Raw genomic sequence first — 24,703 nt, 5'->3', positions numbered from 1 at the left:
TCTCAAGCGGCTATACACAATTTAGACAAAAAAAGCGACTTATTAAAAAATCTCTCCCGAAATCTCTCGAACTCCGCTTGTATGTAGGGGGGGGGGGGGGGGGGGGGGTGGATACTTTTTAGTATCCACTTTTAGTATCCACTTTTGTTTTTTAGTATCCATTTTTTACCCTAAATTCTCACCTTCTGTTTTAATACCGATATGCCTGCTTGTTTAAGGTTTAAAATGAATATATTTCATTTTGCTAAATTATCGGTTTTAATACCTGTTGAATTTACGCCGTTTATCGAGCTTATTTTTGCTCTGTTTATCAAACGTCCCTGTAAATTGTAAAGTTCGGCGGTATAATTACCCTCTTTAAGATTAAGATTTATCTGCCCGTTTTTTATTCCCGCAAACGAAATAGTTATTTCCTTTTTTACAGTCATGTTTTTAATCGAATTTGTAAGATTTGACGGATCGTTCTGCGTACCAAAAATTAAAGTAGTTGTTGATTTGTCCAAGCCGATATTTTATCTTCTCCGGTGAAATAATTATTTGTCACATTAAGATAGATAATTTTGGTATTTTTCGACACGTCAAGTTCAGTCAGTTGATTGTTGGAGCAAGACAACACCTCCATGGCAGCATTCTTCGACACATCCAGTGTTGTCAGTTGATTGCCGGAGCAATTCAACGATGTCAGAGCGGTAAAATATTCTATACCTGTAAGGGAAGTTATCATTCCAACATAAAGATAAAGCCTTGTAATATCGCTTACATCACTGTCAAGTATTGCGGCGGGTGAGGTTTTCTCTATTTCCCAATACACTTTCGCCTTAAAGTACGGGTCGGTGAACTTAGCGGTGATGTCTATCGCCGCCGATAACATCTGTGCGGCAATCATCAATGCCACTACTACTTTTAGAATTTTGCCTTTGTTTTGCATAAACACCCCTCTTTTTAAATAATTTTCTCTTACATATCCGTCTATAGTTTGCTTCGTCGCTCTTGCTCATCGTAATGACGGTTTGTGCCGTGTCGGATGTGTTCGTCATTGCGAGCGTTAGCGAAACAATTGTGTAACATAAAAGTGTATATTCTTGATAAAATTTTTGCGAATAACGGTTTTTCAAATGTAGAAAGAGTATGTTTTAGGTTTTCTTTAAGATTTTTCAAATATTTTGGAAGTATATTTTTCAGGAAAAAAGGAACGGAAAAAATTTTTGAAATTATTTCATTTGACCGAAGACCTCAAAAGGTACTCAGTAAAAATACTATTCGCCGCGGTAAAAGTCAAGTTTTTTGAGTAATTAAACACTGTTTTCTCCGAACGGTTACATTTTTTTCTTTTTGTCCGCGAAATTAATAAAGACTACGGAAAAAAACGCCACTACAATAATAGAAATACTGAAAATTATCATGTTTATATCATTCATATTACCCTTCCTTGTTTATAGCAATAAAAACAATTCCCAAAATACAAAAGAAAACAGACAAACCCAATCCGACAAAACTTGTCAACTTCCACACCTTTTGAAAATATATCTTTAATCGCAATTCCTGCCAAAAATACAACGCTTATATTAAAAAAGTAATCATGGCTTCAAGTTAAATTCTAAAGTAAATATAATATTTGCGAAAACCTTTTTAAAAATAAAAGTAAAATACGGGAATTATATACGTGTATGTTGCACAAACTAAGGCGATAAGCGTATTTTAAATAAAATTTTATGTTTTTTAGGACAATACAGCGATTTAAGGAATTTATGCTTGAATTAAAAAACATTACGGTCGATTTTTCATTGAAAAATTCGCCGTTAAGTTCCGAAAAACAGGTCTTGCGCGCGGTGGATAACGTTTCGCTTAAGATAAACGACAACGAAGTTTTAGGTTTGGTCGGCGAATCCGGTTGCGGAAAAACTACGCTCGGTAAAACCGCGATACGCTTGATAAATCCCGCTTCGGGGCGAATAATTCTTGACGGTAACGACATTACGGATATTAGTTTCGGCGGACTTAAGAAATACCGCAGTAAAATGCAAATAATTTTTCAGGATCCTATAAGTTCGTTAAATCCGCGTCAGACAATTTTTGATATTTTGGAAGAGCCGTTAAAGATTCACACAAAATTTGATAAGATTGAGCGAAAAAATGAAATTGAAAGATTGATAGACTGCGTAGGAATCGCCAAAAATTCACTGAATCGCTATCCGCATCAATTTTCCGGCGGACAATGTCAGCGAATCTCGATTGCGAGAGCGTTGTCGGTTAAACCTAAACTGATTATTGCCGACGAACCGGTTTCTTCGCTTGACGTTTCAATTCAGGCGCAGATTCTGAATCTTATGCAGGATTTGAAAAACGAATTTATGCTCTCTTATTTGTTTATTTCACACGATCTCGCCGTTATAAATCATATTGCCGACCGTGTCGCCGTTATGTACATGGGAAAAATTGTCGAAGAAGGAGATTGCGAAGAAGTTGTGAATAATCCGAAAAACGAATATACGAAAATTTTGCTTGACGCGGTGCCGAGATTGCAATAGTTAATATGCATTTATTATTTTCGTTTAAGCAGGTAAGGGGAAAGTATATGCCGTGGGATAAAGAAAAAATAGAGCGCTTCGTTTGGAATTACGAAAATTACGATATTTCGCAGCAAGCGAAAATAGAAAAATATTTACGGGAAAATGTTTCTTTTGAAGAGTTTTGCAAACAAAGACGGCAAAAAACAAAAGCGATTGAGAACGGTATAGCCGCAAAAAATATCCTTTTGGGCGCGCGGCAAAAATATCCGCAGCGCATAGATTATTCGCAGATTTCGGTAAATTTACAGGATATAAAAAAATATGCGGTTTTGATAATGGCGGGCGGTGAAGGAGAAAGACTCCGTTTATCGCTTGAAGAAAGAGGTTATTCCAAAGACGATTTGAGAGACTTTACGAAAGCGACGTTTCCGATTCCAAACACGAAATTCAAATTCGGCGCATTGGAAGTAAACCTTAAAACGATAGCCGAATTGTCAAAATCCATAAATTACGAAATTCCGACGATAATAACGACGGGACCGAAAAATTCGGATACGGATGAAATTATTCCGAAAATTTTATCGGAAAATGCGAATTTCGGCGTAAAAAATATTGAAATTATCGCTCAAAACGAACGATTCCATCTTACTTGCGACGACAAAATAGTGTTTGAGATAAACGGTTCGGAAATAAAACCCGTCAAGAATCCGGATGAAACGGGCGGCCCTATAGCGAAGCTTAAAGAGCCGCAGAAAAACGGGAAATCGATTTTAGAAAATCTTGAAAAAAACGGAATAAAAAAAATAATCGTTTTACAAGGGACGGCGGTTTACTCAAAACGGATACTTCCCGTTATTGCCGCCGCCGGATTAAATTACGACGGTTTGGGGATTGGAATTTTGCGGGAAAACTTTCCCGAATACGACCCGTATGGAACTTTTGTTTCCGTAAAAAACGACGGCGATTTTAATTTACGTATTGTCGAAAAAAACATGCGAACTTGTGATACTTATAAAGTAAAAGACGAAAATGGAAAATTTTTGCCGTATAACACCGGATTTTATGTTTTTGACATCGATTTGTTGAAAAACGTTGAAATGTCGGATTACGCGACGCCGCCGAAAATTATTTTGGAAGGAATTGATTTATCGTCTAAAATCGGATTTGCCGCGACGGACATTATTTCTTTTGCCAAAAAACCTGCGGTGCTTACCATTTCCAACGATGATTTTCATGTAATAAAAAATGTCGAAGATCTTAACGTCTTGACGGAGATTATCACAAAATTCGGTTTATAAAGGGGGGGGGCTTGTGGATAAAAAATATGATTTGACGGTTTTTGGCAAGCCTATGGTTCAATATATAATTAAAGATTGTGATATTGCGAATGCAAGACTTGAAAATCCTAGTGTCGGCGGAAGCGATATTTTTGTTGCGGCGACGTTAGCCAAATGCGGGCTTAACAGCGGACTTTATTCGGTAATCGCACAAGATCCTTACGAAAATTTAATTATGGAAACATTGAAAAAAAATAATATAAAAACAGATTATTGTTTGTCCGATATCGGCTATAACGGGATAGAAATTATTTCAAATTCAGATAACGAATTACGCGAGTCGTTTTATACTCATACGGGAGGTTTCTACAATAATTTACCGTCGAACGCCAACATAGAATTGCTGAATAACAGCAGAACGATTTATGCTTCAAGCGGATTTACGCTTTCGTCTAAAGAGGCGCGGTCTTTTGTTTTTGAGAGTTTTTTTTATGCGCATAACAATAATAAAATGGTTGCTTTTGATCCGAATTTACGTTTGCACAGGCATAATTTGTCGTACCTTAGAGAAACGATTTGGATGCTTTTGCCGTTTATTGATTTTTTCTCTATTTCTGTCGCTTCTCGAGAAACTATTCCTATTTTTGGCGCCGATAATCCGTCAGTGGTCGCAGGTATTTTGTTGGAAAACGGAGTTCAGTATGCGGCGGTTAGAAATGCGGGAGAAAGCGTATTCCTCGGTTATCTTAACGATTCAAGAAATATGGCGCCGACAATTGTGGAAATTCCAGTGGAAAAAGTGGGAAACGAAGGATATTTTTCTTATTCCGGGTCGGTTTTTAACGGGGCGTTTATTGCGGCGATTCTCAAAGGAGAAACGCCGCCCGACGCCGCCCGATACGCGGCGGATTGCGCTACCCGAAAATGTTTGTGCGGCAATACGCTTGACAGTATTATTTGTGCGGAAATATAATGATTGCCGAGATAGTTTTTCCTATAGCGGTTGACGGCGTGTTTGACTATATTGTTCCTGAAATTTACGAAAACGAAATAAAAATCGGGATGAACGTAAGGGTGCCGTTTCGCAATATAAAAATTTGGGGATTAGTCGTTAAACTGAAAAACCGTTCGGAAATTGAGAATCTTAAAGAAATAGAAACGCTTAAAATTTCGCAGAATAATTATAATTGCGAATATATAATAAAATTTTATCGGTGGATTTCACATTATTATCATTGCCCTTTTAATAAAATATTAAAACCGATTTTTAATAAAAGCATCGCAAACAAAAAGGAAAAAGAAGTTACGCTTTATTATATAAATAATTCTTCTGAAAGCGTAGGATTTTCGGCGCAGAAAATAAAAGAAATGTTGAATATAAGCGATTATTATTTACGAAAAAAGATAAAAAACGGAGATATTGTTCGTAAAACTGAGAAAATTTATCGTGAAGCGGGTGTTGAACGATTGGATTTCAAAAGTAAAGATATTACGCTTTCGCAAGAACAGAAAAGCGCGGTAGAAACCATATTAAATCCCGATTTGAAAAAGCCGTTTTTGCTTTTTGGAATTACCGGAAGCGGTAAAACTCACGTTTATATAGAGGTCGCCCGAAGAATGCTTTCGGAGGGGAAGTCGGTAATAATTTTGGTGCCGGAGATTTCGCTTACGCCGCAAACAATTTCTCGATTTGAAAACGCTTTGGGAATCGTATCGGCGGTAATACACAGCAGAATGTCTGTCGGAGAAAGGCGTGACGCTATTGAGAGCGCATCGCTTGGAGAACGTAAGTTATTGATAGGCGTTAGAAGCGCTGTTTTGGTTCCTATGGACAATGTCGGACTTATTGTAGTTGACGAGGAACATGATTCTTCTTATAAACAGACCGATCCGGAACCGCGTTACAATGCAAGGGATATTGCGGTCGTAAGGGCGAAATTTCAAAGCGCAAAAATAATATTGGGAAGCGCGACTCCGTCTTTTGAAAGTTTTTACAACACAAAAATAGGGAAATATGAAAGAATAGATTTGGTAAGTCGGCATAGCGCCGCAAAACTTCCCGAAGTAAAAATCGTAAATATGAGCGGTTGGAAAACAATAATTTCAGACGAATTACGAACGGGTATCCAAGATAGTTTAGACGAAAAGAAACAAATTATTTTACTTTTGAACAGACGAGGGTACTCGGTAACGCTTATATGCGAAAAATGCAGTACGATAAAACAATGTCCTAATTGTTCCGTCGGTTTGGTTTATCATCGTAACGGAGATGTTTTGAGGTGTCATATTTGCGGATACGGCGAGAAACCTAATTATAAGTGCGAAAATTGCGGAGAAGAAAAGGTTAATTTTGAAGGAACCGGAATACAAAAAGTTGAAGACGAATTGAGTCTTCTTTTCCCTGAATCTAAAGTTTTGCGTATGGACGCCGATACGACGAGCGGGAAAAGAGGATATGTAGAAAAAATTCTTGATTTTGCGTCACAAAAATACGATATTCTTCTTGGAACGCAAATGGTCGCAAAAGGTTTGGATTTTCCTAACGTTAAACTTGTAGGTGTTTTACAGGCGGATATCGGGCTTTGTGTTCCTGATTTCCGTGCGGGAGAAAAAATGTTTCAACTTTTGACACAGGTCGCGGGGAGAGCCGGCAGGTCGGACGATAAAGGTTTTGTACTTATTCAAACATTTTCACCGAATGAACCGTCTATTATATATTCACAAAGCCATGATTTTGACGGATATTATAAAAAATCGATTGTCGATAGGGAAAAATTAAACTATCCGCCTTTTACCAAAATCGCTAAGATAAAAATTACCGGAACAAAAGAAAAATCGACTGAAAATCTTTCATTGCAAATAATGCGGATTTTACGTGAATTTTCCAGCGAAGTAATAGTTCTTGGACCCGTTCAATCGGCGGTTTTTAAGGTAGAGAATAAATTTAATTTTGTTATTTTGTTAAAAAGTTTTAGCCCGCATCGTCTTTTTGAATCAATTGATTTTTTGCGTAAATCGTTGCCTCAAAAAAGTAAAAAAGAAGTTTATTACAAAATAGATATTGATCCGACAAATTTATGGTGAGGCGCAGGTTGTGAAAAGTAAAGAAGTCGTAATTTTATCCGCTAAAATTTTAGCGACATTCTTTTTATTTTTTTATGTAAATAAAAATGTGGATTTTTCACAAATACATAATATTGAAAAATTAGGTTTCGTATTTTTTATCGCGGTAACATTCGGATTTATACAACAATTTTTTCTTTTTCTTCGGTGGTATTTTTCACTGAAAATTTTAAATATTTCGGTAAGTAAAAAGTCTATATTAAAGTCTTATTTTGTAGGACAGTTTTTAGGAACGATCACTCCTGCGCGAAGCGGCGATTTGGCAAAGGCTTTTTATTTGGAAAATACTGATAAAAAACATGGGACTTACGCGGTGATTCTTGACGGAGCGATAGCTATGCTTACGCTTTTTTTTATTGGAGGTGCGGTATTTTATTTATGTCTCGTAGGATTCTTCTCCAACGGCATAACGGATGTTTGCCAAAATAATACTTATTTTACGTACCGTTTATCGTCTGCCGCCGGAATTTTATGTGTTTTACTTGTCGTAGTAAGTATTATTTTAATCGCAATTATTATAATTTCATCTAAAACCAAGTTAAGTGCAAATTTTTTTACGGATTTTATTAAATTATTCTCTGTTTCTATATTGCAGAATGCGGCTTTGATAATTCAGGCGGCGCTTATTTTTAATTTATTGCTGCCTGTTTCGTTAGATTACGTATTATACCGTGTTTCTATCGCTTACTGCGTTATGCCGTTTTTGTCTATAACGATAGCGTCGATAGGCGTTAGAGAATGGGCGTTTACCGCATTGTTCTGTGACGAGATAATTGCATTTGCGGTTTCATACATTTTGCTTTTATGCAACAGTGTTATTTTTATGATTCCGGGAATCTTTCTGTTCTATTTCAACGGTAAAAAAATATGAAATACTGCGCCCTTTCCGATTTCACTCTCTACGTCGATAACGCCTCCGTGAAAATCCACCAATTTTTTGACTATCGCAAGTCCTAAACCGGTTCCGTCTTCTTTTGTGGTATGAAAAGGCGTAAAAATTCTTTCCAATTCGTTTTTTGGAATGCCGGGACCGGTATCGGCTATTGAAATTATCGCGTAGTTTCCATCTTCTCTCTCGCTTGTTTTACACGAAACGCGTAAAATTCCGGTTTCGCCCATAGCTTGAACGGAATTTAATGCAATATTCATCAAAACCTGCCGAAATTTTTCAGGGTCTATTTGGACTATAAGCGGCGCTTCATCCCATTCTTTATTAACTTCGATCTGTGTTCCGTTACCGAAAACGACTTCTATTTCCATACTGTCAACAAATTCCGAGAGCAGCGGTTTCAAATTGAGCGTCTGTAACTGCGGCTTACTTTGCCGACCGAAAATCAGCATACTTGATACGATTTTATTAAGCCGTGAAAGCGCATCAATAATTTTTCCGATTGTCTGTTTGCGTTTGTCGTCTGTTTCAAAACTTTTATCCAAGAGCCGCGCCCAAGTTCCCATTGCGCCGAGAGGATTTTTAATTTCGTGCGCAAGTGTCGCCGCCATTTCGCCAAGCGCCGCCAAAACGCGGTTTTGTTGATTTTCACTTTCAAGCTGCTTAATTTTTGAAATATCGTTAAAAATTTCTACCGCGCCGAGCAATTCTCCGTGAGCGTTTCTTAAAAGCGAACTTTGATAAACTACGGGTACGGGCGAACCGTCTTTATTCCAGATAATTTTTTCGTCACGGTCATACCCCTTTCCCGATTTTAATACGTCTAAAACATTTTTCTCGGAAAGCCCTTTGTCTCCAAAAAACTCTCGGAATGCCGATCCGACAGCGTCGTTAGCCGAATAACCGGTTGTTTTTTGCGCCGCCGAATTAAAATGCGTTATTATTTCACTTGTGTTTACTGCGATAACGCCGTTGTGCATGGTAGATAGAATACTATCCAAAACGGAATGCGCTTCTTCAAGTTTACGGTTTTTTTCGTCGAGTTCAACAGTTAGTTTTTCAAACTGTTTTTCCATTGAACCGTAAGCCGCCGCCAATTGTTCCGAACGGCTCTTAAACGTTTCAAACGCAGTTTGTAAAGCAACAAACGCTTCTCGTTCATTGAGTTCCATTTTTTGTCCTGTAGAAATCTATTTGTTTTTTTAGTATTTTTTCCGCATTCAAAAAACGCATAATTTCTTCCTGAACTTCTTTGAGAATATTATCAAGGATTTTAACGTCTTGTTCGTTTGCATTATGTTTATTTTCTTGCCAAATTGAAATATCGCCCGTTGCTTGCTCTTTTAATTTAGCGACCTCTTCAAGCAAGTTGTTTTCTTGTTCAAATTTTGAGGTTAATCCGTTCATATTTCCTTTTGTTCGTGCGATTTCCGCCGAAAGAGAAGAAGTAAGTCGGGTTAATTGCCTGTAAATTTCCAATTGTTTCTTAAAAATAGAAGACAGATTGTTTATGGCGGCAAAAAGTTCCATTACTAATTTCCCTGTTTGTACTGATATTTCCAAACAGCGTCGCTCCTTCTGAATTCCGCCTGTTTGGTCCAATAATCATTCGGGAATTTTTCTTTCAAGATATCATATCCTTCAATCGCTTCTTTATATTTATTGGAATGATAGGAACAGTTTGCTGTTTGATACAATCCCCAGGGGGTATCGGAATAGTCGGGAAAAAGGCGTGTCGCTTTTGTATATTGATTAGCGGCGTCGCTCCAACGTTTATTCAGGTAATAATAATCCGCAAGCCGATAATATGATTCCGGCACTTTTGATGTTAATTTCGCTTCTGCGCCAAGGGAAATTACAGCCAAATACGTTTTTTCAGCAACGGAATAATTTTTCAAACGGTTGTAAATTTCTGCGGTTTTGTATTTCGCGTAAAGTTTATCTTCGTTGTTTGAAGCTAATGCGTCCGCTTGCTTGTAAGCGTCTATTGCCTGATTCGGTTGATCCAAATCGGAGTAAATGTCGCCTAATTTTTCATATGATTTTCCTGCCCAGTTTCCGTTTCGATACTTTTTTATATAATCGTTAAATACTTTTTGCGCCCCGGAATTCTTTGTCTGTTCTCTAAGTGAAACGCCGGATAAAAACATTGCGCTTTCAAGCATTGCGCCGTTTGGATATCTATTTGCGTAGTTTGCAAATTCTTTGTTTGCGCCGTCCCAATTTTTGAGTTTGAACAGACACACGCCTATGTTATACACCGCACTTCCCGCCGATGATTTGCTTGGATATTTTTCAATAACTTTTCTGAATTCGTCTATCGCTTTGTCATATTCTTTGTTGTAAAAGAATTTTACGCCTTTCAGTAAATCCTGTCCTTCGTTTGTAGCGCTGTCAACTATAGCCATGCTCAAATTCTGTTCGATTCTAACTTCTATTTCAGGTATCGGAACTTGCTTCGGGAGAACGGATATTTCCTCTGTGATTTCTTTTTCGACTAATGTTTTTATGTTTATCGGCGGATTTTTTTCTTTTTCGATTTGCATTAGTTTTTTGTATGTATTTATAAGATTTTGCGCTTCCGATTTCCCTTGTGCATAATTAGTTTTGCCGATATATTTCTCCAAATTATCAATCGCTTGTTGATATTTTTGCATATCTCCGTAAATTTTTCCGAGATAAAAATGCGCGTTGTATCCTAATTCGGGATCGTTTACAGCCCGTTCAAAATTTATTCTCGCTTTTTCATTTTCATTGAGTTTTCTTCTGATAAGTCCCGCATAATAATATGCGGCAGGATAACCGGGGCTTTCTTTTAACGCTTTAGAGATAAAATCAAGCGATTTTTTGTGTTCTGCCGGATTTGAGTTTTTATTACCGCTTTGGTAATAGTATATTGCCGAATCTAAAAATGTTTTTGCCGAATTTGTTATTACGACGGGTTTGTTTTCATTTTTTTGCGTCACCGGTTTGCTTACGACAGGCGATTCTTTAGTTTCTCTTTTTACAAGCGAATCGATTTTTTGGTTTATCTGAGTTTTTTGGGGCTCGTCGGCTCCATTAAGCGCTTCGCGGTATAGTTTAAGCGCTTCGTCGTTTCTGTTTTGCGTTTCATAAAGATCGGCTAATTTTATTTGCGCATACGTCCAGCCGACATTATATTTTAACGCGTTTTTATAATTTGTTTCCGCCTGCTGAGGATTTCCGCGTATTTTGTAAATATCTCCCAGCGCCAAATAAGATTCGTAATGATCCGGATAGGCGGAAAGAACTTTTTTGTATTCATCCATCGCCAAATCATAATTACCCCTGGCGTAATACTCCTTTGCTAAAGTATAGTGAACAATATCTTCCGCAAAAACATTCGTTGAAAGCATAGAAACCGCAATAACGCAAAATAATATAAATCTGTTCATTTTTCGTCTCCTAAGTACTTTGTATCAATAAGATAATTTTTAACGTAATCGTCAATAGCGTTTTCTATTGAAAACTCTTTGTGATTATAACCGGCGTCGCGCAGTTTTGAAATGTCGGCGCATGTATAGTATTGATACCTGTTTTTAAGTGTTTCTGGCATTTCCGTATATTCTATAAGTCCAGTATTAGCGTCGATAATTCTATCGGAATTTAAGTTTCCGTTTTTTTCTTTTATGATATTGGTTCTTCCGCAAGCGCAAAAAAGAGCCTTGGCAACGTCGTTCCAAGTTTTGGCGATTCCTGTTCCGACGTTAAATAATCCGCCGATATTACGATTTTTATTCCAGAAAAAAAGCGTAATATCTACCGCGTTTTTAACATATATGAAATCTCTTAGTTGTTCTCCGTCGCGGTATTGATGGTTATAAGATTTGAATAAACGGATCCTTCCGTTACGGTAGGCGTTTTCAAAAGCCTTACAAATTACGCTTTTCATGTCGCCTTTGTGATATTCATTTGGGCCAAAAACGTTAAAATATTTCAATCCGACTATATTCTTTAACCATCCTTCGTTTTTCGCTTTCAGATCAAAAAGTTGTTTTGAATAACCGTAACAATTAAGAGGACGCAATTTCTCAATTTCAGCTTCATTGTCTAAATATCCGTTTTCTCCGTTACCGTAAGTCGCCGCGGACGAAGCATAGATTAATCGCGTCCTTGGGTGTTTGGCGATCCACTGCGCAATCCGCAGGGTATAACGGTAATTATTTTCTATAAGATAATTTTCATCGCTTTGCGTAGTGGAAGAACATGCGCCGAGATGAAAAATTACGTCTATGTTTTCTAATTCGCCGTTTTCTAATTTTTCAATAAAATCACCTTTGTCCAAGTAATTGCAAAACGACAAACCCAATAAATTTTTCCATTTTTCGTTTGAACGCAGACTATCCACCGCGAGAATATTTTTTTCTCCGGTTAAGTTAAGCCTCCAAATAACGGCGCTTCCTATAAATCCCGCTGCACCAGTAACAACTATCATTTTTTCTCCGTAATGCGCACTTTTGTAGTAAAAATAATTATTTTAGTGGAGAAAAGTAACAAAAACCGCAAAATTAAGGCGTTTTTTATGTTAGAAAAATTTGTTTCAACTATTTTATCTATTATTTCAAATCCTTATAAGTATTTTTTACAGGATATGCCGAAAGGAGATTCGCTTAAAGAATCGTTGATTTTTACTATAACGGTTTCAAGCGTTTCATTCGCCGTACAAAGCGTTTCTTTTTTGTCAATTTTGCGATCGGACGGACTATTATCTATTCTTGGGTATCTTATTTTGTTTTGTATTTTTATGCCTGTTTTGAAATTGTTTTTTTTGTGCGTTTTCGCTTTTTTCGCTCATATGGCGATATTTTTTTTCGTTCCTCAAAGAACTGGTTTCAAACAAACTTTCAAGGTTTTGGCGTACAGCAGTGCGGCAAACGTGTTTTTGGTCGTTCCCGTAGTCGGTATTGCCGCGTCTGTAATTTTTGAAATCAGGGCGTTTGTTTTCGGATTATCGGCGGTTCATAACGTTTCTTGTTTGAAAATGCTTATGTTGTTTGTAATTGTTCTGATAATAATATCAATGTTTTTAGTGATTTTGTCGCTATTTTTATTTGGAGCGGCGATTTTATCGTATATTCCGGAATTTCTGCCGCCGATTTGATTAAAAAAAGGAGTTTTTATGTCCGCAAATTCAATAAGCATGTTACTTGACGTACCGCTCGGGGTGTCGGTGCAATTAGGGCAGACGAAAATGAGCGTGCGCCAATTGCTTAGGCTTAAAAAAGGGAAATTAGTTAGATTAAATCGACTTTCGGGAGAAGCGGTCGATGTTTTTGTCGATGGGAAACTTCTTGCCAAAGGAGAGGTGACCGTTGAAAACAATAAAATATGCGTTAGAGTAGGGACGCTTTATTCTTCCGCTGAAAAATTTAAACATTTGTAGTGTGAATTTTAATTGAACCGTCTTTTACTATTGCTTTTTCGCTCGTAATTTAAGTAATTTATTTTTGGAAGTCGGTATATTTTTCGCAAATAGAAAGGTTTTTTATGCGTAAAAGCAGTATTTGGGCTATTTTACTCACCACTTTTTTTGTTGGCGCTTCTATTTATACTCTTTATCCTTCGTTCGTTCTTTATACTAAAAGTTCGGACGAGCAGAGAAGAATTACAAATGAAGATCCTCAGATTCGTAAAAGGATTATAAATTTGGGACTTGATTTACAGGGCGGGATGCGTCTTGTTCTTGAGGTTCAAAGAAACAAAGACAATCAGAGCGACGACGATTTGCTTGACAGGGCGTACACTATCGTGGAAAACCGTATAAACGGGTTAGGGCTTACCGAACCGAATATTCAGAAACAAGGGCGTGATAGGCTTATAGTCGAACTTCCGGGGCTTACCGACGAAAAAATAGCGAAAGAAGTTTTAGGTTCCACGGCGCAGCTTAAATTTCACATTCTTCGTTCATCCGCCGACTTGGAAAAAGCTATTCGTGTGATAGATAAAACGCTAAAAAACGAATTAGTCGCAAAAAACGAAAATGTACAGATAGACAGCGCTTATGATCAATCTCAGGAACAACAAACTGTACAGCGTTTACTTTCGGGGTCTGAAGCGCAGAGTGTTGATACGACGAAAGAAGAAGAAACTTCCGTTGACAAATTTTCGGACTATCTGATAACGGTACGCGGAGATATTGCCGTACGTGAAAAAGATAAACCGGCGGTTATGTCTGTTCTCGCACGTCCGGACGTGGTTGCCGCTCTTAAAACGAACGGATTTTCAGGTTCAAAATTTTTGTGGGAAAATAAAGCGTCTACCGATCCAAGTTCAAAATTACGTTACTATAATTTGTACCTTGTAAAAAGCGATGAAGCGATGAGCGGCGAAAATATTGAATCCGCGCGTGAAGAGATGTCAAATAATCAGTTTAAGGCAAATTCTCCAGTTGTAAGTTTGGTGTTCAACAGCAAAGGCGCACGGGAGTTTGAAAAAGTTACGGCGCGAAATATAGGGGAGCGGTTAGCGATAGTTCTTGACGATTTTGTGTATTCCGCACCGACTATAAATGAAAAAATAGGTATGGGACGCGCTCAAATAAGCGGTTCTTTTACTCTTGAGGAGGCAAAAGCGTTGGCTGTGGTTCTTCAAGCGGGAGCGTTGCCGGCTCCGGTTGAAATCGTTGAGGAGAGAGTAATCGGTCCTTCTTTGGGCTATGATTCGATAGAAAAAGCGTCATGGGCTACTCTTATCGGTTTAATTTTGGTTTCCTTGTTCATGATATATCGCTACAAAATGTCGGGGATTATTGCAATTACCGGCGTTTTGCTTAATATTCTTTTTGTTTTAGGAATTATGGCGGGGCTTTCGGCGACGCTGACTCTTCCCGGAATTGCCGGAATTATTTTGCTTATAGGTATGGCTGTTGACGCCAATGTTCTTATATTTGAAAGGATTAAAGAAGAATTATCTATGGGTAAAGCGCCGATTACTGCGATGGAAGCGGGATATACCAGAGCGTTTAGGGCGATTTTCGACGCTAATATTACTACGGTTATGGTGGCGTTGATATTATATAACATCGGCTCGGGACCGGTTCGCGGTTTTGCCCTTACCATGACTATAGGTATTTTGGTTTCACTATATACGGCGTTGACATTTACGAAAACGGTATTTCGTGTTGTTACCGCAAGCGGCAAAGTTAAAAAATTGAGTATTTAAGAAACGGAGAAACAGTAAGTATGATTAAAGAAAGTCAGGCAAAGAACGAAGCGCAGAATATCGGCTTTAAAGTTCCCAATATAAATTTTATCGGAAATAGAAATATAGCGTTTGCCGTCGCAGGAACGTTTATTCTTATCTCTTTTGTTGCATTGCTTATCAGAGGATTGAATTTTTCCGTTGATTTTGCGGGAGGAACGGAATTACAGGTTAAATTTGACGAAGACGTTCGTTCGGAGATAGGAAAAATAAGACAAGTCGTTTCTAATCTTGGGCTTGGAACTCCGGAAGTTAAACTTGTAAAAGCAGGTGAGGCGGAAGGGACGGAAATGCAGATAACGGTAAAAACGCAAGGCGACGGAACAAGTGTCAGAGATAAAATTACCACCGCTTTCAATCAAGATTTGCAAGGGAAGAAATTTGTTGTTTTACGCGGTGAAACTGTTGGACCTAAAGTAGGGAAAGAACTTCAATCGGACGCTTTTAAGGCGGTATTGTTTTCTATATTGGTGATTTTGGCGTATTTAGCGTTCCGTTTCAAATATCCTTACGGTATCGCTTCGGTCGTGGCGCTTACTCATGACGCAATTATATGCGTAGGTTTTTTTGCTCTGACCGGCTGGGAGTTTTCTATTCCGGTTCTTGCCGCTATACTTACCGTAGTCGCGTATTCTATAAATTCCACGATAGTCATTTTCGACAGAGTTCGAGAAAATATAGGAAACAGAGCGTTGGATAAACTGAGTTTTGAGGATATTGTAAACAAAAGCGTAAACGAGACGCTTACAAGAAATATCATAACGACGGCTTCGACGCTTTTTGTAGTTTTGGCGATATTGTTCGTATTTTTAGCATCCGGAAACGTGCTTGAGAATTTTGCCGTTACGCTTACGATTGGTTTTATAGCGGGAACTTTTTCATCGCTCTATATCGCTTGTGCGATACTTGTACTGTGGAATAAAAAGTGGCCGATTAGATAAATTTCTCTGGATTTATTAGAGAATAAATTAAGGAATAAACATAACCGTCGGGTCTAAATTCTAACCTTATGTTTCAGTATTGATATACCCGCTTGCTTAAGGTTAAGAATAAACATTCCTTTTGAAAGATTATCGGTTTTTATACCAGTAGCGTTTACGCCGGTTGTTGCGTTAATATCCGTTTTTGTTATCAAGCGCCCTTGTAAATTATAGAGTTCGGCGGTATAATTTCCAGCTTTGAGATTAAGATTTATTTCTCCGTTTTTTATTCCTGCAAACGAGGCGGAATTGTTTCTCTTTACGGTAAAATTATTAGCGATTGAAGTCATATTATCGTCAAAAATTCGCAGATATGGAAAGCCGTTGTTTTTTGTCGGGTCAATTGCCCAAGTTGTGACAAAGTTCCAATTGTTGTAAGCGCTTTGTTGTTTTAGCTCTTCCGATGTTCTCTGACCGCCGGAACTTGTCCCGTTATCATATTCTATAAATTCATTATCAAAGTCTTCCAAAGCATAGCAATTCTCAATTGTGCAACCGATACTGTTCCATCCCACAAGTCCGCCGCCCCCTATAACTTTCCCGACAGCATAGCAATTTTTAATATTATTGTCGTTCCATCCCACAAGTCCGCCAATATCTGTTCCTGTTCCCGTTACGTTTCCAGTAGCATAGGAATTGGTAATCGTGCCGTCGCTTGAATTTAATCCCGCTAAACCGCCGACCTCATTTATTCCACTTACATTTACTTCGGCATAGCAACTATTAATTGTTATCCAGTTCAATCCTACCAATCCGCCAACCGTAGCATGCTCCTCCATTCCAACTACGGTACCTAACGCATAACAATTTTCAATTGCGCCGCCGTTAAGCGCGGCCAATCCTGCGACATTTTGTTTTCCTTTAATATCGACGACAACCCCAAGATTTTTAATTGTTCCTTGATTATATCCAAACAATCCCTGCTCCGATTTATGCGGCTGATTAATATAAACTTCGCTTATAATTTTATTGTTACCGTCAAATGTTCCGTAGAATCCAATATTATAGTCGCTTTCATCGTCGAATTCACAAATCGGCGTCCATTCTCCATTTTTTAATTCAATATCATTAGCGAGTGTTAGCGTTTGACCGAAAAAATGCATACCATTGTTGCTTAGAGCAGCAAATTCTCTTAATTCTGTTTCTGTTTTTATTGTAATGTTGGTTGCATTCCAGTTGATTACTTGAGCTAATAATTCTACAGCAAATGTAAGTACAAATAAAAATAATTTTGTCGATTTTTTCATATATTTCAAAACCTTTCTTAATAATACATACCAAATTTACTTTTTAATCACCTCATCTAAATAATAACCTTCTAGCCCATTTTCATGGTAATAAGCTACTTCGTTCTCAGATAATCTAGTTTGAGCAGAATGAACAGGCAGACCTGTAAATAAATTAACTCTATCTTGATCCTTAATGTCAAATGATAACGTACCATCTTGGTTTAAAGGAACAACACTTTTTATATTAGAAATTAGCGTGTTAGAAAAGATTGCATCTATTCTAACTCTATTTTGTATTAATTTGTGTACCAAATCTTCTGTTTTATTCATATTAACCCCCCTAGGTTACTATTATTGTATTTGGACTACGCCGCCAAAAACATTGCCCCGTATTTGTACGCTTTGGTAAAAAATCGTATTCTATATGTGTATTTTTAGATTTATTAAATACGCTTTCTACATTGGGACGTGAATTCTTATTTGTAGATTCATATTTAATTATTTCTGCGGCACTAGAAGATGAAGAGTTAAATTTCCTTACCTGCCCACCATTGTTATTTGCAGAATTAGACATCTCCGAGTTGTACGGAATAGAAACATTATGCGAATGTAATGGCATACCGCCTAACCATTTCATTTTGATCTCATCTGTTTCTTTGCTTTCTACAAACTCCATTATGGCTTCGCCATTATATTTAGAAGATAAATCACCTTTATTTATACAATAACCTTCTTGTATATCTTCATCTTGTACATAACCTTTATCTTCATAAAGCGATATTAAATAGTTTTTGTTTATTGGGATGTCTCTTCCCGGAACTCCTTCTATAGAAATAAAATCTCTTGCCGGTATCGTAGCCTTTTCAAGCCTGTCGTAAAATTCCTGCAGTAAAACAGCATACCACAGATCTCCATATTCAGAATCTCTGCTGTCTAAAAATTTATTAAATTTCGGTAATATTAAATATTTATCTATTAGGTTTAATAAATTTTTTATATCATTCGTTCTATTCTTAAACACATAAGGCTTGTAATCGTATGAGAACTTAACATCTTTTGCATTTATGTTTAATTGAGATGGATAACCTACTTTTGTTGAAAGAAAGATTCCATTGTCGCCACTTCCTCTTGTGCCGCTTTGATTATCTTTAACCCACCAACCTATACAAAATATAATTAATCCCAATACCCAATTCTTCTTTTGATGCATATTCTTACCTATTTTACTGACATTGTTTACGGAATGTATATGGTGAAACAAACTATTGTCTGGTAAAATTGGATTATGATATCCACTAGATAATAAACCACCTCCAAATGAATACAATTTATTTTGCTCTGTATCTGTTGATAATCTAACTGTAACGAAAGGTCTATCATTATTCAACACCTCTACATCTTTTATAAAGTTGTATATTTCCTTATCATTATTCCATAGATCTACTCCTGTTTTTGACGTAATAGTCATTTTTAATATTTTTACTTTTTTTATTGTATTTTCAATCGTTTTTACCGGGATCATCATTGGAATTATTTCTGTTGGTTTCTTTGTGTTAGAAATTTGCGAACCAGCTAAATTTCTAGTATCAATACGGCCACTAAGGGAACATAAACCACTTCCGCTATGAGTTACAGTGTTGTCCGGATTTTGAGTGGAACTATTTGCCCCGTCGTCCCATAGATTTACTATATGGTCATGAGATGGTAAATCAAATGCAATAATATTATTATTAGCTCTATTAGAAAGACCTGTCGATAAAATACTGTATGAACTTGACAATTTAAATTTTAGGTAATCTTCTCTATTTTCCAGAGCCTCTTTGTTTAATACTAAACTATCGTTTAAATATATAGTTCCTTTTATTAGATTTAAATAATCAATATATTCTTTTTGCATATCCTCAAAAATAGATTCAAATTCTTGACGAACCGCTATTTTTCTATGATTATCCGACACTTTAACCCTCCTTACTCATATATTGGGGTTCAAATATTGATAAATTTTCAAATCTTCTATTATAGAAAATTTCATAGACTACTCCGAACAATTTATAAAAATTTTCTTCCTCAACGCTTTCGCCTAAATTCATAAGACAATGAGCGTCTTGCTCTTTAATATAGTATGGAACGTTTACTTCTTTTTTATTAACGCTGACAACTGTAATCATAATTTTACCTCTTATGGATTAATTATAGTTTCCGATTGAATTCCGCTATTTTGAGCGATAGCCCCGCTTGGTTGGATAGATAATCTTAATGGAGTATTTGCAGGTATTGCCGAATAGAAAGGAACGTCCGAACCGATGCCGAAATTATATACTCTTTGAGTTAATCCTGCATCCGTATCTCCTAACGCTCCGAATTGTTGAGAGTCTGTCGCACCCGTCCAAGCAGTTCCGTTCCATCTTTGAATTGATATATTGCCGCCGCTTAAAGCGCCGCCGTACAATCTTACACGAATACTCGTAACGGCTTGCGGAAATATAATCGGCATAATCGATGCTTGATAAGCCCCCGCTAAAACACCGGTTCCTACGCCCAAAGATATTGTTGCTTGGGAAGAATATTCATTGTGATTTATTTTTGAAGAGTAAAATACATTATTAACTACTCCACCGCCTCCTTGCGGAGTTTGCCACTCTGCGTCAAAGTCATTATTTGAACGTTTCGTTAATACTTGACCTTGTGAACCTCCGGAAGGCACACTCGTTCCATTTTGTGATGTTAATATATACGGATTAGTTCTTGTCATTTATGCCTCCACTTGTTTATGGTTGATATAAATTTCTCTCGGCGCTTGTTTGAATTTAATACCCACGCTGTCGATAAATTTTTTGGTTTTCTTGTTTAATTCTTCTCCGCGTTCCGAAGATATTATGTATTCGAGTATATCGACAATTCGTTTGTTTTTCCCTTTTTCATAAAAATATGAAGATGTATTGTGTCCTATATGAACAAGTTTAGGTAAATAAATTTGTGCGGCTTTCCCGTCAAATTCATCATAATGCACACTTGCGATCAAACCGTCTTCTCCGCCGCCAACCGCCTCTTTATATTCTTCCAATCTCTTCAATGCGTTTTCGTTAAAACGAAAATAAAGTCCGTTGTAGATACCTGTATTTTTTACTATTCTCCAAGTAAGTCGCTGTGTGTAAGAATATGCAAGAACCATATCAAAGTTTTTCTCAAACACTGAAAGGACGTCGTCAAAAGAAAAATTTTCATAAAAATACATATCGTCGTCGCCTAGCATAAGAATATCATCTTTGTTCGGAGATGCGAGTGTTATGCTATCCAATCTTAATTTCAATAATTGTAATTGTCCGTCTTTGCTATAGTTTTTATTATCAACAACTCTTATCGTTATTTTCTTTTTTTGTTCTTTGGCGAGTTTAATTTCAGTCGGTTTATTTCGTAGAATATAGCAATGATATTTGCTTGTGATATTTCCCGTCGAATCAATAAACTTCGATAATAAATTATCCTCTGCTCCGGAAATTATACACATCTTAATCATTATTCTCCCCAATTCTTTCCACAAAAGTGATTTGTTGTTTTATATCTTCTGTTGTTTCAACAGACCGCAATGACGATGATCGTCGATATTTAGCGACTATATGCCAATTCTCTTCAAAAGAATCATTCCTAACAAAGAAATTAACAGAATCGACATCCGCGTTTTCCGCTTTAACATCATTGATGAAAAGGTCAATGATCATCGGCGTATCGTTTATTACAAAGTCTTCCGAAAACATTTCAAATATACGATAATGCAAAACGGGCTCAACGTCTGCTGTTCCTGCGGGGATAGTTATCTCAACTATTCTGCTAAATATAGTGCGTAATGTCGGATGTAAAAAAGATACGGGAGCGTTATTAACTCCGCTGTCTATGACAGATAAAGACGCGGAACCATCATTATTAAAGTTTGACGCTAATTGCGCTTGTATTAACAATTTGATTTTAATATCCTTTGTAGTTGGAGCGACAGTATTTCTTATGACTTTTATTGCTCCTGTAAAACCGATTTCTCTTTCTTGCAATTGTACGTTAGCGCCGTATGCGGACTTTTGGCTAGAAAGGTATCCGTCAAGTCTTTTCTTAAAATCAGGATAATCGCTTGATGAACGTGAAGCGCTAAAAGGAATAGTAAAATTACTTTCTTGAGGCACAAGAGACATTAAAAAATCTCCATAAATTGCTTCATAACAATCCGATCTACTCGGTTGAAATAATCTTTGTCCGTCTATCGCATGCGATTTATCTATGTTTTCCCAATACAAAAAACCGAAACCGCTAAGTTCCGCTTCCGGCGTCTTAAGGTTCTCGTCAATCAAGACAGACATGGTAACACTGCGTTGATTTGTTCCTGTGATAATGCCATCCAAAGCGTCGAATATAATTTTATAATTATCGTCGGGTTTTTCTGCTTGCGGTAAATAATGAACCAAAATTCTTACATCGTAGATGCCGATATTCATAAATCTCATAAAGAAACCGCAATCTACGTCATTATCCGGGTATTCGTCAGACAAATCAATAGTATAACTCGGATTTGTATAAGGCTTAGAAGAATATGATAACCCTTTATCTTCTATTCTTATAGCGTCAAGTCCCATCATTTCCTGCGCCGTTCCTTGCCAATCCGGATTAGTCGGCGCGCTCTCTGCCATAAATCTTTGTCTGCGGTCGCCTTTGGCGTAAATCATCGCTTCAAACGAAACAATATTATCCGAAAAAATTCCCGCCGCTTTTATTGTTTTCCAGTCAAGAACTAAGTGCCTGGACGTTTGTTCTCCATGATATATATCAGGGGCGGATGTTCCCAATCCTCCAATGTTATGATTCTTAATAGTAAATACTTTTGCTTTTATTTCGCAATCACAACTTCCGCCGATTGAACCGCCTATCGTATTCCCAATACCCGTAATAGATACGACACCGGACGGAGGAAACCATTCTTGGCTTTCTGTATCTATAACTTTTTTTGCAAAGTTAGATACGATATTCGCTTTACCGTTCCTTATATTATGGATTTGAGTAAATGAGCGGTACTGTATATTGGTATCTAATGCCGGTTCTTTCGGAACAATAACGATATAAGACCAAAATTCTTGCTTTTGCCATAATCTACCAATAATATCATAATAGTCTTCAAATTTCTTGTTACTGCCCTTAACCAAGTTGATCGCTGAAAATGAAATAGACGGGGACCATTCATTACTATTCGGTTTGTCAAGACTATAATCTAAATAAACTACCCAATGTTCTTCATTAGGGTATGAAGACACATAAAACGCTAACATACCATAAGGTTCTAAGTCTAATCCTGTATTGTTTCCTACTATTACTATTGCATTTTTAATTTTTACTCCGGAACCATTGTTTTTATAAATGGGTTGCGCATTTAATGAGTTGTCTTTCTCTTTTAAATTTCCCGTGTCAAATTTCTGGAAATCACCTATTGATTCGACAATATTATCATTAACTTGAATAGGTATAATTTTTTGCAATTCTTTTTCTACTACTCGCTTTGTACCTATATCTTTGTGGGTTTCTTTATTAATCATTGTATCTAATACGAGAATAGAAAAATGGAATTTAATTCCTGGGTGTGCCAATTGCTTACAATACATATCTCCTGTAAAAGAATCTTTAAAGAAAGCATCGTTAAAATATCTATCTTTCCAACTTTCGTTAAGTTTGTCATAATGATAAATTTGTCCTCTAGTCATACGCATAAAACCCGAAACCAAATCTTGTGATTGATTGGTTACATATTCATATGCGATGAGAAATGTTTGTTCGTAATTAGCATTACCTATAAACCAGTACTCATCCTTGTTTAAAGTACCCGGCACAAATTTAAATACCATTGGAGCATATTTATATATATCATAAAATCCAGACATGATGTTACCGGTAATATCATGTAATACGTCTTCGTTGTCTCTATATTGAATTGAATATGAATCCCCTGTTTTTACGAATCCCATTGACTGACGTCTTATCGGGGATTCTTGCAAAAATTGAATATTAACATCTAATGCCACATTTCCTCCTCAATTGTTTTGATCTATTACTAACACTTTTACTTTTAAAGTGTCTATCATTAATATTTCTTTATCCTCAACATTCAATGTTGATTTTTGCAAAAACAAAGAATCGTGGGAAATTAAGTTGTTCACATCTTGTAATTCTATAAACATTCTAACCTCCAGCCTATAGTAGGAGAAAGTGCTCCCTTTGCCATATCTTCAACCTTTTCTTCTATATAAACGCCTTTATCATTTATAATTTTTTTTATTAATTCTTTAATTATTCCTCCTTTATATACGTTTCCTATCATGGCATACAATATTCTATCTGTAACTGCTGTTGCAATTATTCTATTATGTAAGACACTTTTTTCTTCTGTAGAAAGGTCTCCTACAATTTTTAATGTGGGAAGTTGTTCTACTGGGAAATAAAAATAATCGCTCCCATTTAAGTTGAATCCGCTTTCCTTAACTACAGTTATTGTTTTGCCATTAATTTCTCTTGGAAGCAACGTATCTAATATGTTTTTTATAATAATTACATTCTCATTAGTTTCTCTTATATTCATATATAAAACAAAATTAATAAAGTCTGCACCTAAAGAATAAAAATCTACTTCACACTGAATCACTCCTTCGACTTTTCTGATTAATGATGCTATTACTTCTGCGGTTAAGCCTTTACCTAATATCAACCTGTTTCTAAGTTGTTGATCTGTCTCAGTAAAACCTATTATATTGAACCTACTGTCTTTTAATTTGTTATTTGAATAAGATATTCCTTCATAAGGATATGTATACTGTATATTTAAAGAATCTGCTTTTAATTCATATTGCCATTGCTCTATTCTTTGATTGGTACTAGAAATCACTATGTTGCCTTGCCTTACGGCTTTGTGTGCCGGCATCATCAATATTCCTACTTCCCCAAATAAATATTTCTGACTATTTGCTTGTGCCTTTATTTGGGCTACACTTCCATCAAATGTAGAACCATCTAATCTAGTTATAACAATTTTATCTAAATTATCATTTAAACTCCAATTAGCAAATTCATCATCTGACGGCTTCCTTAATCCTGAATCTGTTATTATTTGCATTTCTGTTATATTATTTGAAAAATAAATAGCTGACCACGAAGAAGAGATTGTTTGCCCAGAAACAACCCTTTCTATGCCAGTGTCGTAAATCCGAATCCTATCTACTCCAAATCTACCTGCAAAGAAATCCAAATCTTCCCCTTCAGCATTTATCGACAATTTTTTCTCTATCGCCAAATAACTATCCTGAGACGCCTGTTCCAATTCACAAAATATAGACAACAATCTATCCGAAACGGATCCAGGTTCAAAATCCACATCAATACCGCCCTCTTGCCAATATCGCTTGATACGAGCGCGAATAGCCGCTTCCGATTCTATTATTAAACTATTTTG

24 protein-coding genes are annotated in these 24,703 nt (G+C 36.7%); 9 read left to right on the top strand and 15 right to left on the bottom strand.

Annotated features, from left to right (window positions below):
- Positions 1-236 precede the first annotated feature (236 nt).
- Together LBH98_00540 and LBH98_00535 are read right to left on the bottom strand one after the other, a co-directional pair.
- Positions 237-503 (bottom strand): hypothetical protein, encoded by a 267-nt coding sequence (locus LBH98_00540; protein MDR0303251.1) that lies wholly within the window; start codon positions 501-503, stop codon positions 237-239.
- A complete protein-coding gene (locus LBH98_00535; protein MDR0303250.1) occupies positions 479-928 on the bottom strand; it encodes a hypothetical protein in 450 nt (149 codons plus the stop codon). Before LBH98_00535 ends, LBH98_00540 begins: the two co-directional genes overlap by 25 nt.
- 820 nt (positions 929-1,748) lie before the next feature.
- Between LBH98_00535 and LBH98_00530 the strand changes: the two genes are divergently transcribed.
- Genes LBH98_00530 through LBH98_00510 form a run of 5 tightly spaced genes read left to right on the top strand, consistent with a single transcriptional unit; the run spans position 1,749 to position 7,781 of the window.
- Entirely contained in the window at positions 1,749-2,528 is a 780-nt protein-coding gene (locus LBH98_00530; GenBank protein ID MDR0303249.1) for an ATP-binding cassette domain-containing protein, read from the top strand.
- A gap of 47 nt (positions 2,529-2,575) precedes the next feature.
- Positions 2,576-3,808: a hypothetical protein gene (locus tag LBH98_00525; GenBank protein MDR0303248.1), complete on the top strand. Its 1,233-nt coding sequence runs from the start codon at positions 2,576-2,578 to the stop codon at positions 3,806-3,808.
- Between the two features lie 13 nt (positions 3,809-3,821).
- Complete coding sequence (locus LBH98_00520) at positions 3,822-4,760, top strand: carbohydrate kinase family protein (protein ID MDR0303247.1); 939 nt, start codon at positions 3,822-3,824, stop codon at positions 4,758-4,760.
- Positions 4,760-6,871, top strand: a complete 2,112-nt coding sequence (priA, locus tag LBH98_00515) for a primosomal protein N' (protein ID MDR0303246.1) — start codon at positions 4,760-4,762, stop codon at positions 6,869-6,871. Before LBH98_00520 ends, priA begins: the two co-directional genes overlap by 1 nt.
- Positions 6,872-6,881: 10 nt before the next feature.
- The gene (locus tag LBH98_00510; protein ID MDR0303245.1) at positions 6,882-7,781 is read left to right on the top strand and encodes a flippase-like domain-containing protein; all 900 of its coding nucleotides are present in this window, start codon (positions 6,882-6,884) and stop codon (positions 7,779-7,781) included.
- Here the strand turns inward: LBH98_00510 and LBH98_00505 are convergent.
- Genes LBH98_00505 through rfaD form a run of 4 tightly spaced genes read right to left on the bottom strand, consistent with a single transcriptional unit; the run spans position 7,757 to position 12,255 of the window.
- Entirely contained in the window at positions 7,757-8,971 is a 1,215-nt protein-coding gene (locus LBH98_00505; GenBank protein ID MDR0303244.1) for a PAS domain S-box protein, read from the bottom strand. The two genes, LBH98_00510 and LBH98_00505, sit on opposite strands and share 25 nt — an antisense overlap.
- Positions 8,958-9,362 carry a hypothetical protein gene (locus tag LBH98_00500; protein ID MDR0303243.1) on the bottom strand — a complete coding sequence of 135 codons (405 nt, stop codon included), beginning with the start codon at positions 9,360-9,362 and terminating at the stop codon, positions 8,958-8,960. Before LBH98_00500 ends, LBH98_00505 begins: the two co-directional genes overlap by 14 nt.
- A complete protein-coding gene (locus LBH98_00495) occupies positions 9,332-11,215 on the bottom strand; it encodes a tetratricopeptide repeat protein (GenBank protein ID MDR0303242.1) in 1,884 nt (627 codons plus the stop codon). The genes LBH98_00500 and LBH98_00495 overlap by 31 nt, the downstream gene beginning before the upstream one ends.
- Entirely contained in the window at positions 11,212-12,255 is a 1,044-nt protein-coding gene (rfaD, locus tag LBH98_00490) for an ADP-glyceromanno-heptose 6-epimerase (GenBank protein ID MDR0303241.1), read from the bottom strand. Before rfaD ends, LBH98_00495 begins: the two co-directional genes overlap by 4 nt.
- A gap of 87 nt (positions 12,256-12,342) precedes the next feature.
- Here rfaD and LBH98_00485 point away from each other — a divergent pair, with 87 nt between their 5' ends.
- From LBH98_00485 to secF, 4 genes are all read left to right on the top strand, one after another.
- On the top strand, positions 12,343-12,921 hold the full coding sequence (locus tag LBH98_00485; GenBank protein MDR0303240.1) for a hypothetical protein: 579 nt from the start codon (positions 12,343-12,345) through the stop codon (positions 12,919-12,921).
- Positions 12,922-12,939: 18 nt separating this feature from the next.
- Positions 12,940-13,203 carry a FliM/FliN family flagellar motor switch protein gene (locus LBH98_00480; GenBank protein ID MDR0303239.1) on the top strand — a complete coding sequence of 88 codons (264 nt, stop codon included), beginning with the start codon at positions 12,940-12,942 and terminating at the stop codon, positions 13,201-13,203.
- 104 nt (positions 13,204-13,307) lie between these two features.
- Positions 13,308-14,981: a protein translocase subunit SecD gene (secD, locus tag LBH98_00475; GenBank protein MDR0303238.1), complete on the top strand. Its 1,674-nt coding sequence runs from the start codon at positions 13,308-13,310 to the stop codon at positions 14,979-14,981.
- 20 nt (positions 14,982-15,001) lie between these two features.
- Positions 15,002-15,961: a protein translocase subunit SecF gene (secF, locus tag LBH98_00470; protein MDR0303237.1), complete on the top strand. Its 960-nt coding sequence runs from the start codon at positions 15,002-15,004 to the stop codon at positions 15,959-15,961.
- Positions 15,962-16,014: 53 nt separating this feature from the next.
- On the opposite strand, the gene LBH98_00465 is transcribed toward secF, so the two are convergent.
- The 9 genes from LBH98_00465 to LBH98_00425 form a co-directional block, all read right to left on the bottom strand.
- Positions 16,015-17,247 carry a T9SS type A sorting domain-containing protein gene (locus LBH98_00465; GenBank protein MDR0303236.1) on the bottom strand — a complete coding sequence of 411 codons (1,233 nt, stop codon included), beginning with the start codon at positions 17,245-17,247 and terminating at the stop codon, positions 16,015-16,017.
- A gap of 36 nt (positions 17,248-17,283) precedes the next feature.
- On the bottom strand, positions 17,284-17,559 hold the full coding sequence (locus LBH98_00460; GenBank protein ID MDR0303235.1) for a hypothetical protein: 276 nt from the start codon (positions 17,557-17,559) through the stop codon (positions 17,284-17,286).
- Positions 17,560-17,569: 10 nt separating this feature from the next.
- On the bottom strand, positions 17,570-19,186 hold the full coding sequence (locus tag LBH98_00455; GenBank protein ID MDR0303234.1) for a hypothetical protein: 1,617 nt from the start codon (positions 19,184-19,186) through the stop codon (positions 17,570-17,572).
- A 1-nt stretch (position 19,187) separates the two neighbouring features.
- Positions 19,188-19,397 (bottom strand): hypothetical protein, encoded by a 210-nt coding sequence (locus tag LBH98_00450; protein ID MDR0303233.1) that lies wholly within the window; start codon positions 19,395-19,397, stop codon positions 19,188-19,190.
- 11 nt (positions 19,398-19,408) lie between these two features.
- Positions 19,409-19,981: a hypothetical protein gene (locus tag LBH98_00445; protein ID MDR0303232.1), complete on the bottom strand. Its 573-nt coding sequence runs from the start codon at positions 19,979-19,981 to the stop codon at positions 19,409-19,411.
- Entirely contained in the window at positions 19,982-20,746 is a 765-nt protein-coding gene (locus LBH98_00440) for a hypothetical protein (GenBank protein ID MDR0303231.1), read from the bottom strand.
- On the bottom strand, positions 20,739-23,282 hold the full coding sequence (locus tag LBH98_00435) for a hypothetical protein (GenBank protein ID MDR0303230.1): 2,544 nt from the start codon (positions 23,280-23,282) through the stop codon (positions 20,739-20,741). Before LBH98_00435 ends, LBH98_00440 begins: the two co-directional genes overlap by 8 nt.
- Before the next feature lie 9 nt (positions 23,283-23,291).
- Positions 23,292-23,438, bottom strand: coding sequence for a hypothetical protein (locus tag LBH98_00430; GenBank protein MDR0303229.1), 147 nt, complete (start codon positions 23,436-23,438; stop codon positions 23,292-23,294).
- The coding region (locus LBH98_00425) for a hypothetical protein (GenBank protein ID MDR0303228.1) at positions 23,429-24,703 on the bottom strand (1,275 nt) is incomplete at its 5' end. The genes LBH98_00425 and LBH98_00430, both read right to left, overlap by 10 nt.

Source organism: Chitinispirillales bacterium (assembly GCA_031254455.1).
In the GTDB taxonomy this organism is placed as follows: Bacteria; Fibrobacterota; Chitinivibrionia; order Chitinivibrionales; family Chitinivibrionaceae; genus WRFX01.
Note: the sequence above shows the minus strand (reverse complement) of the source record. Positions and strands in the feature narration are given on the sequence as shown.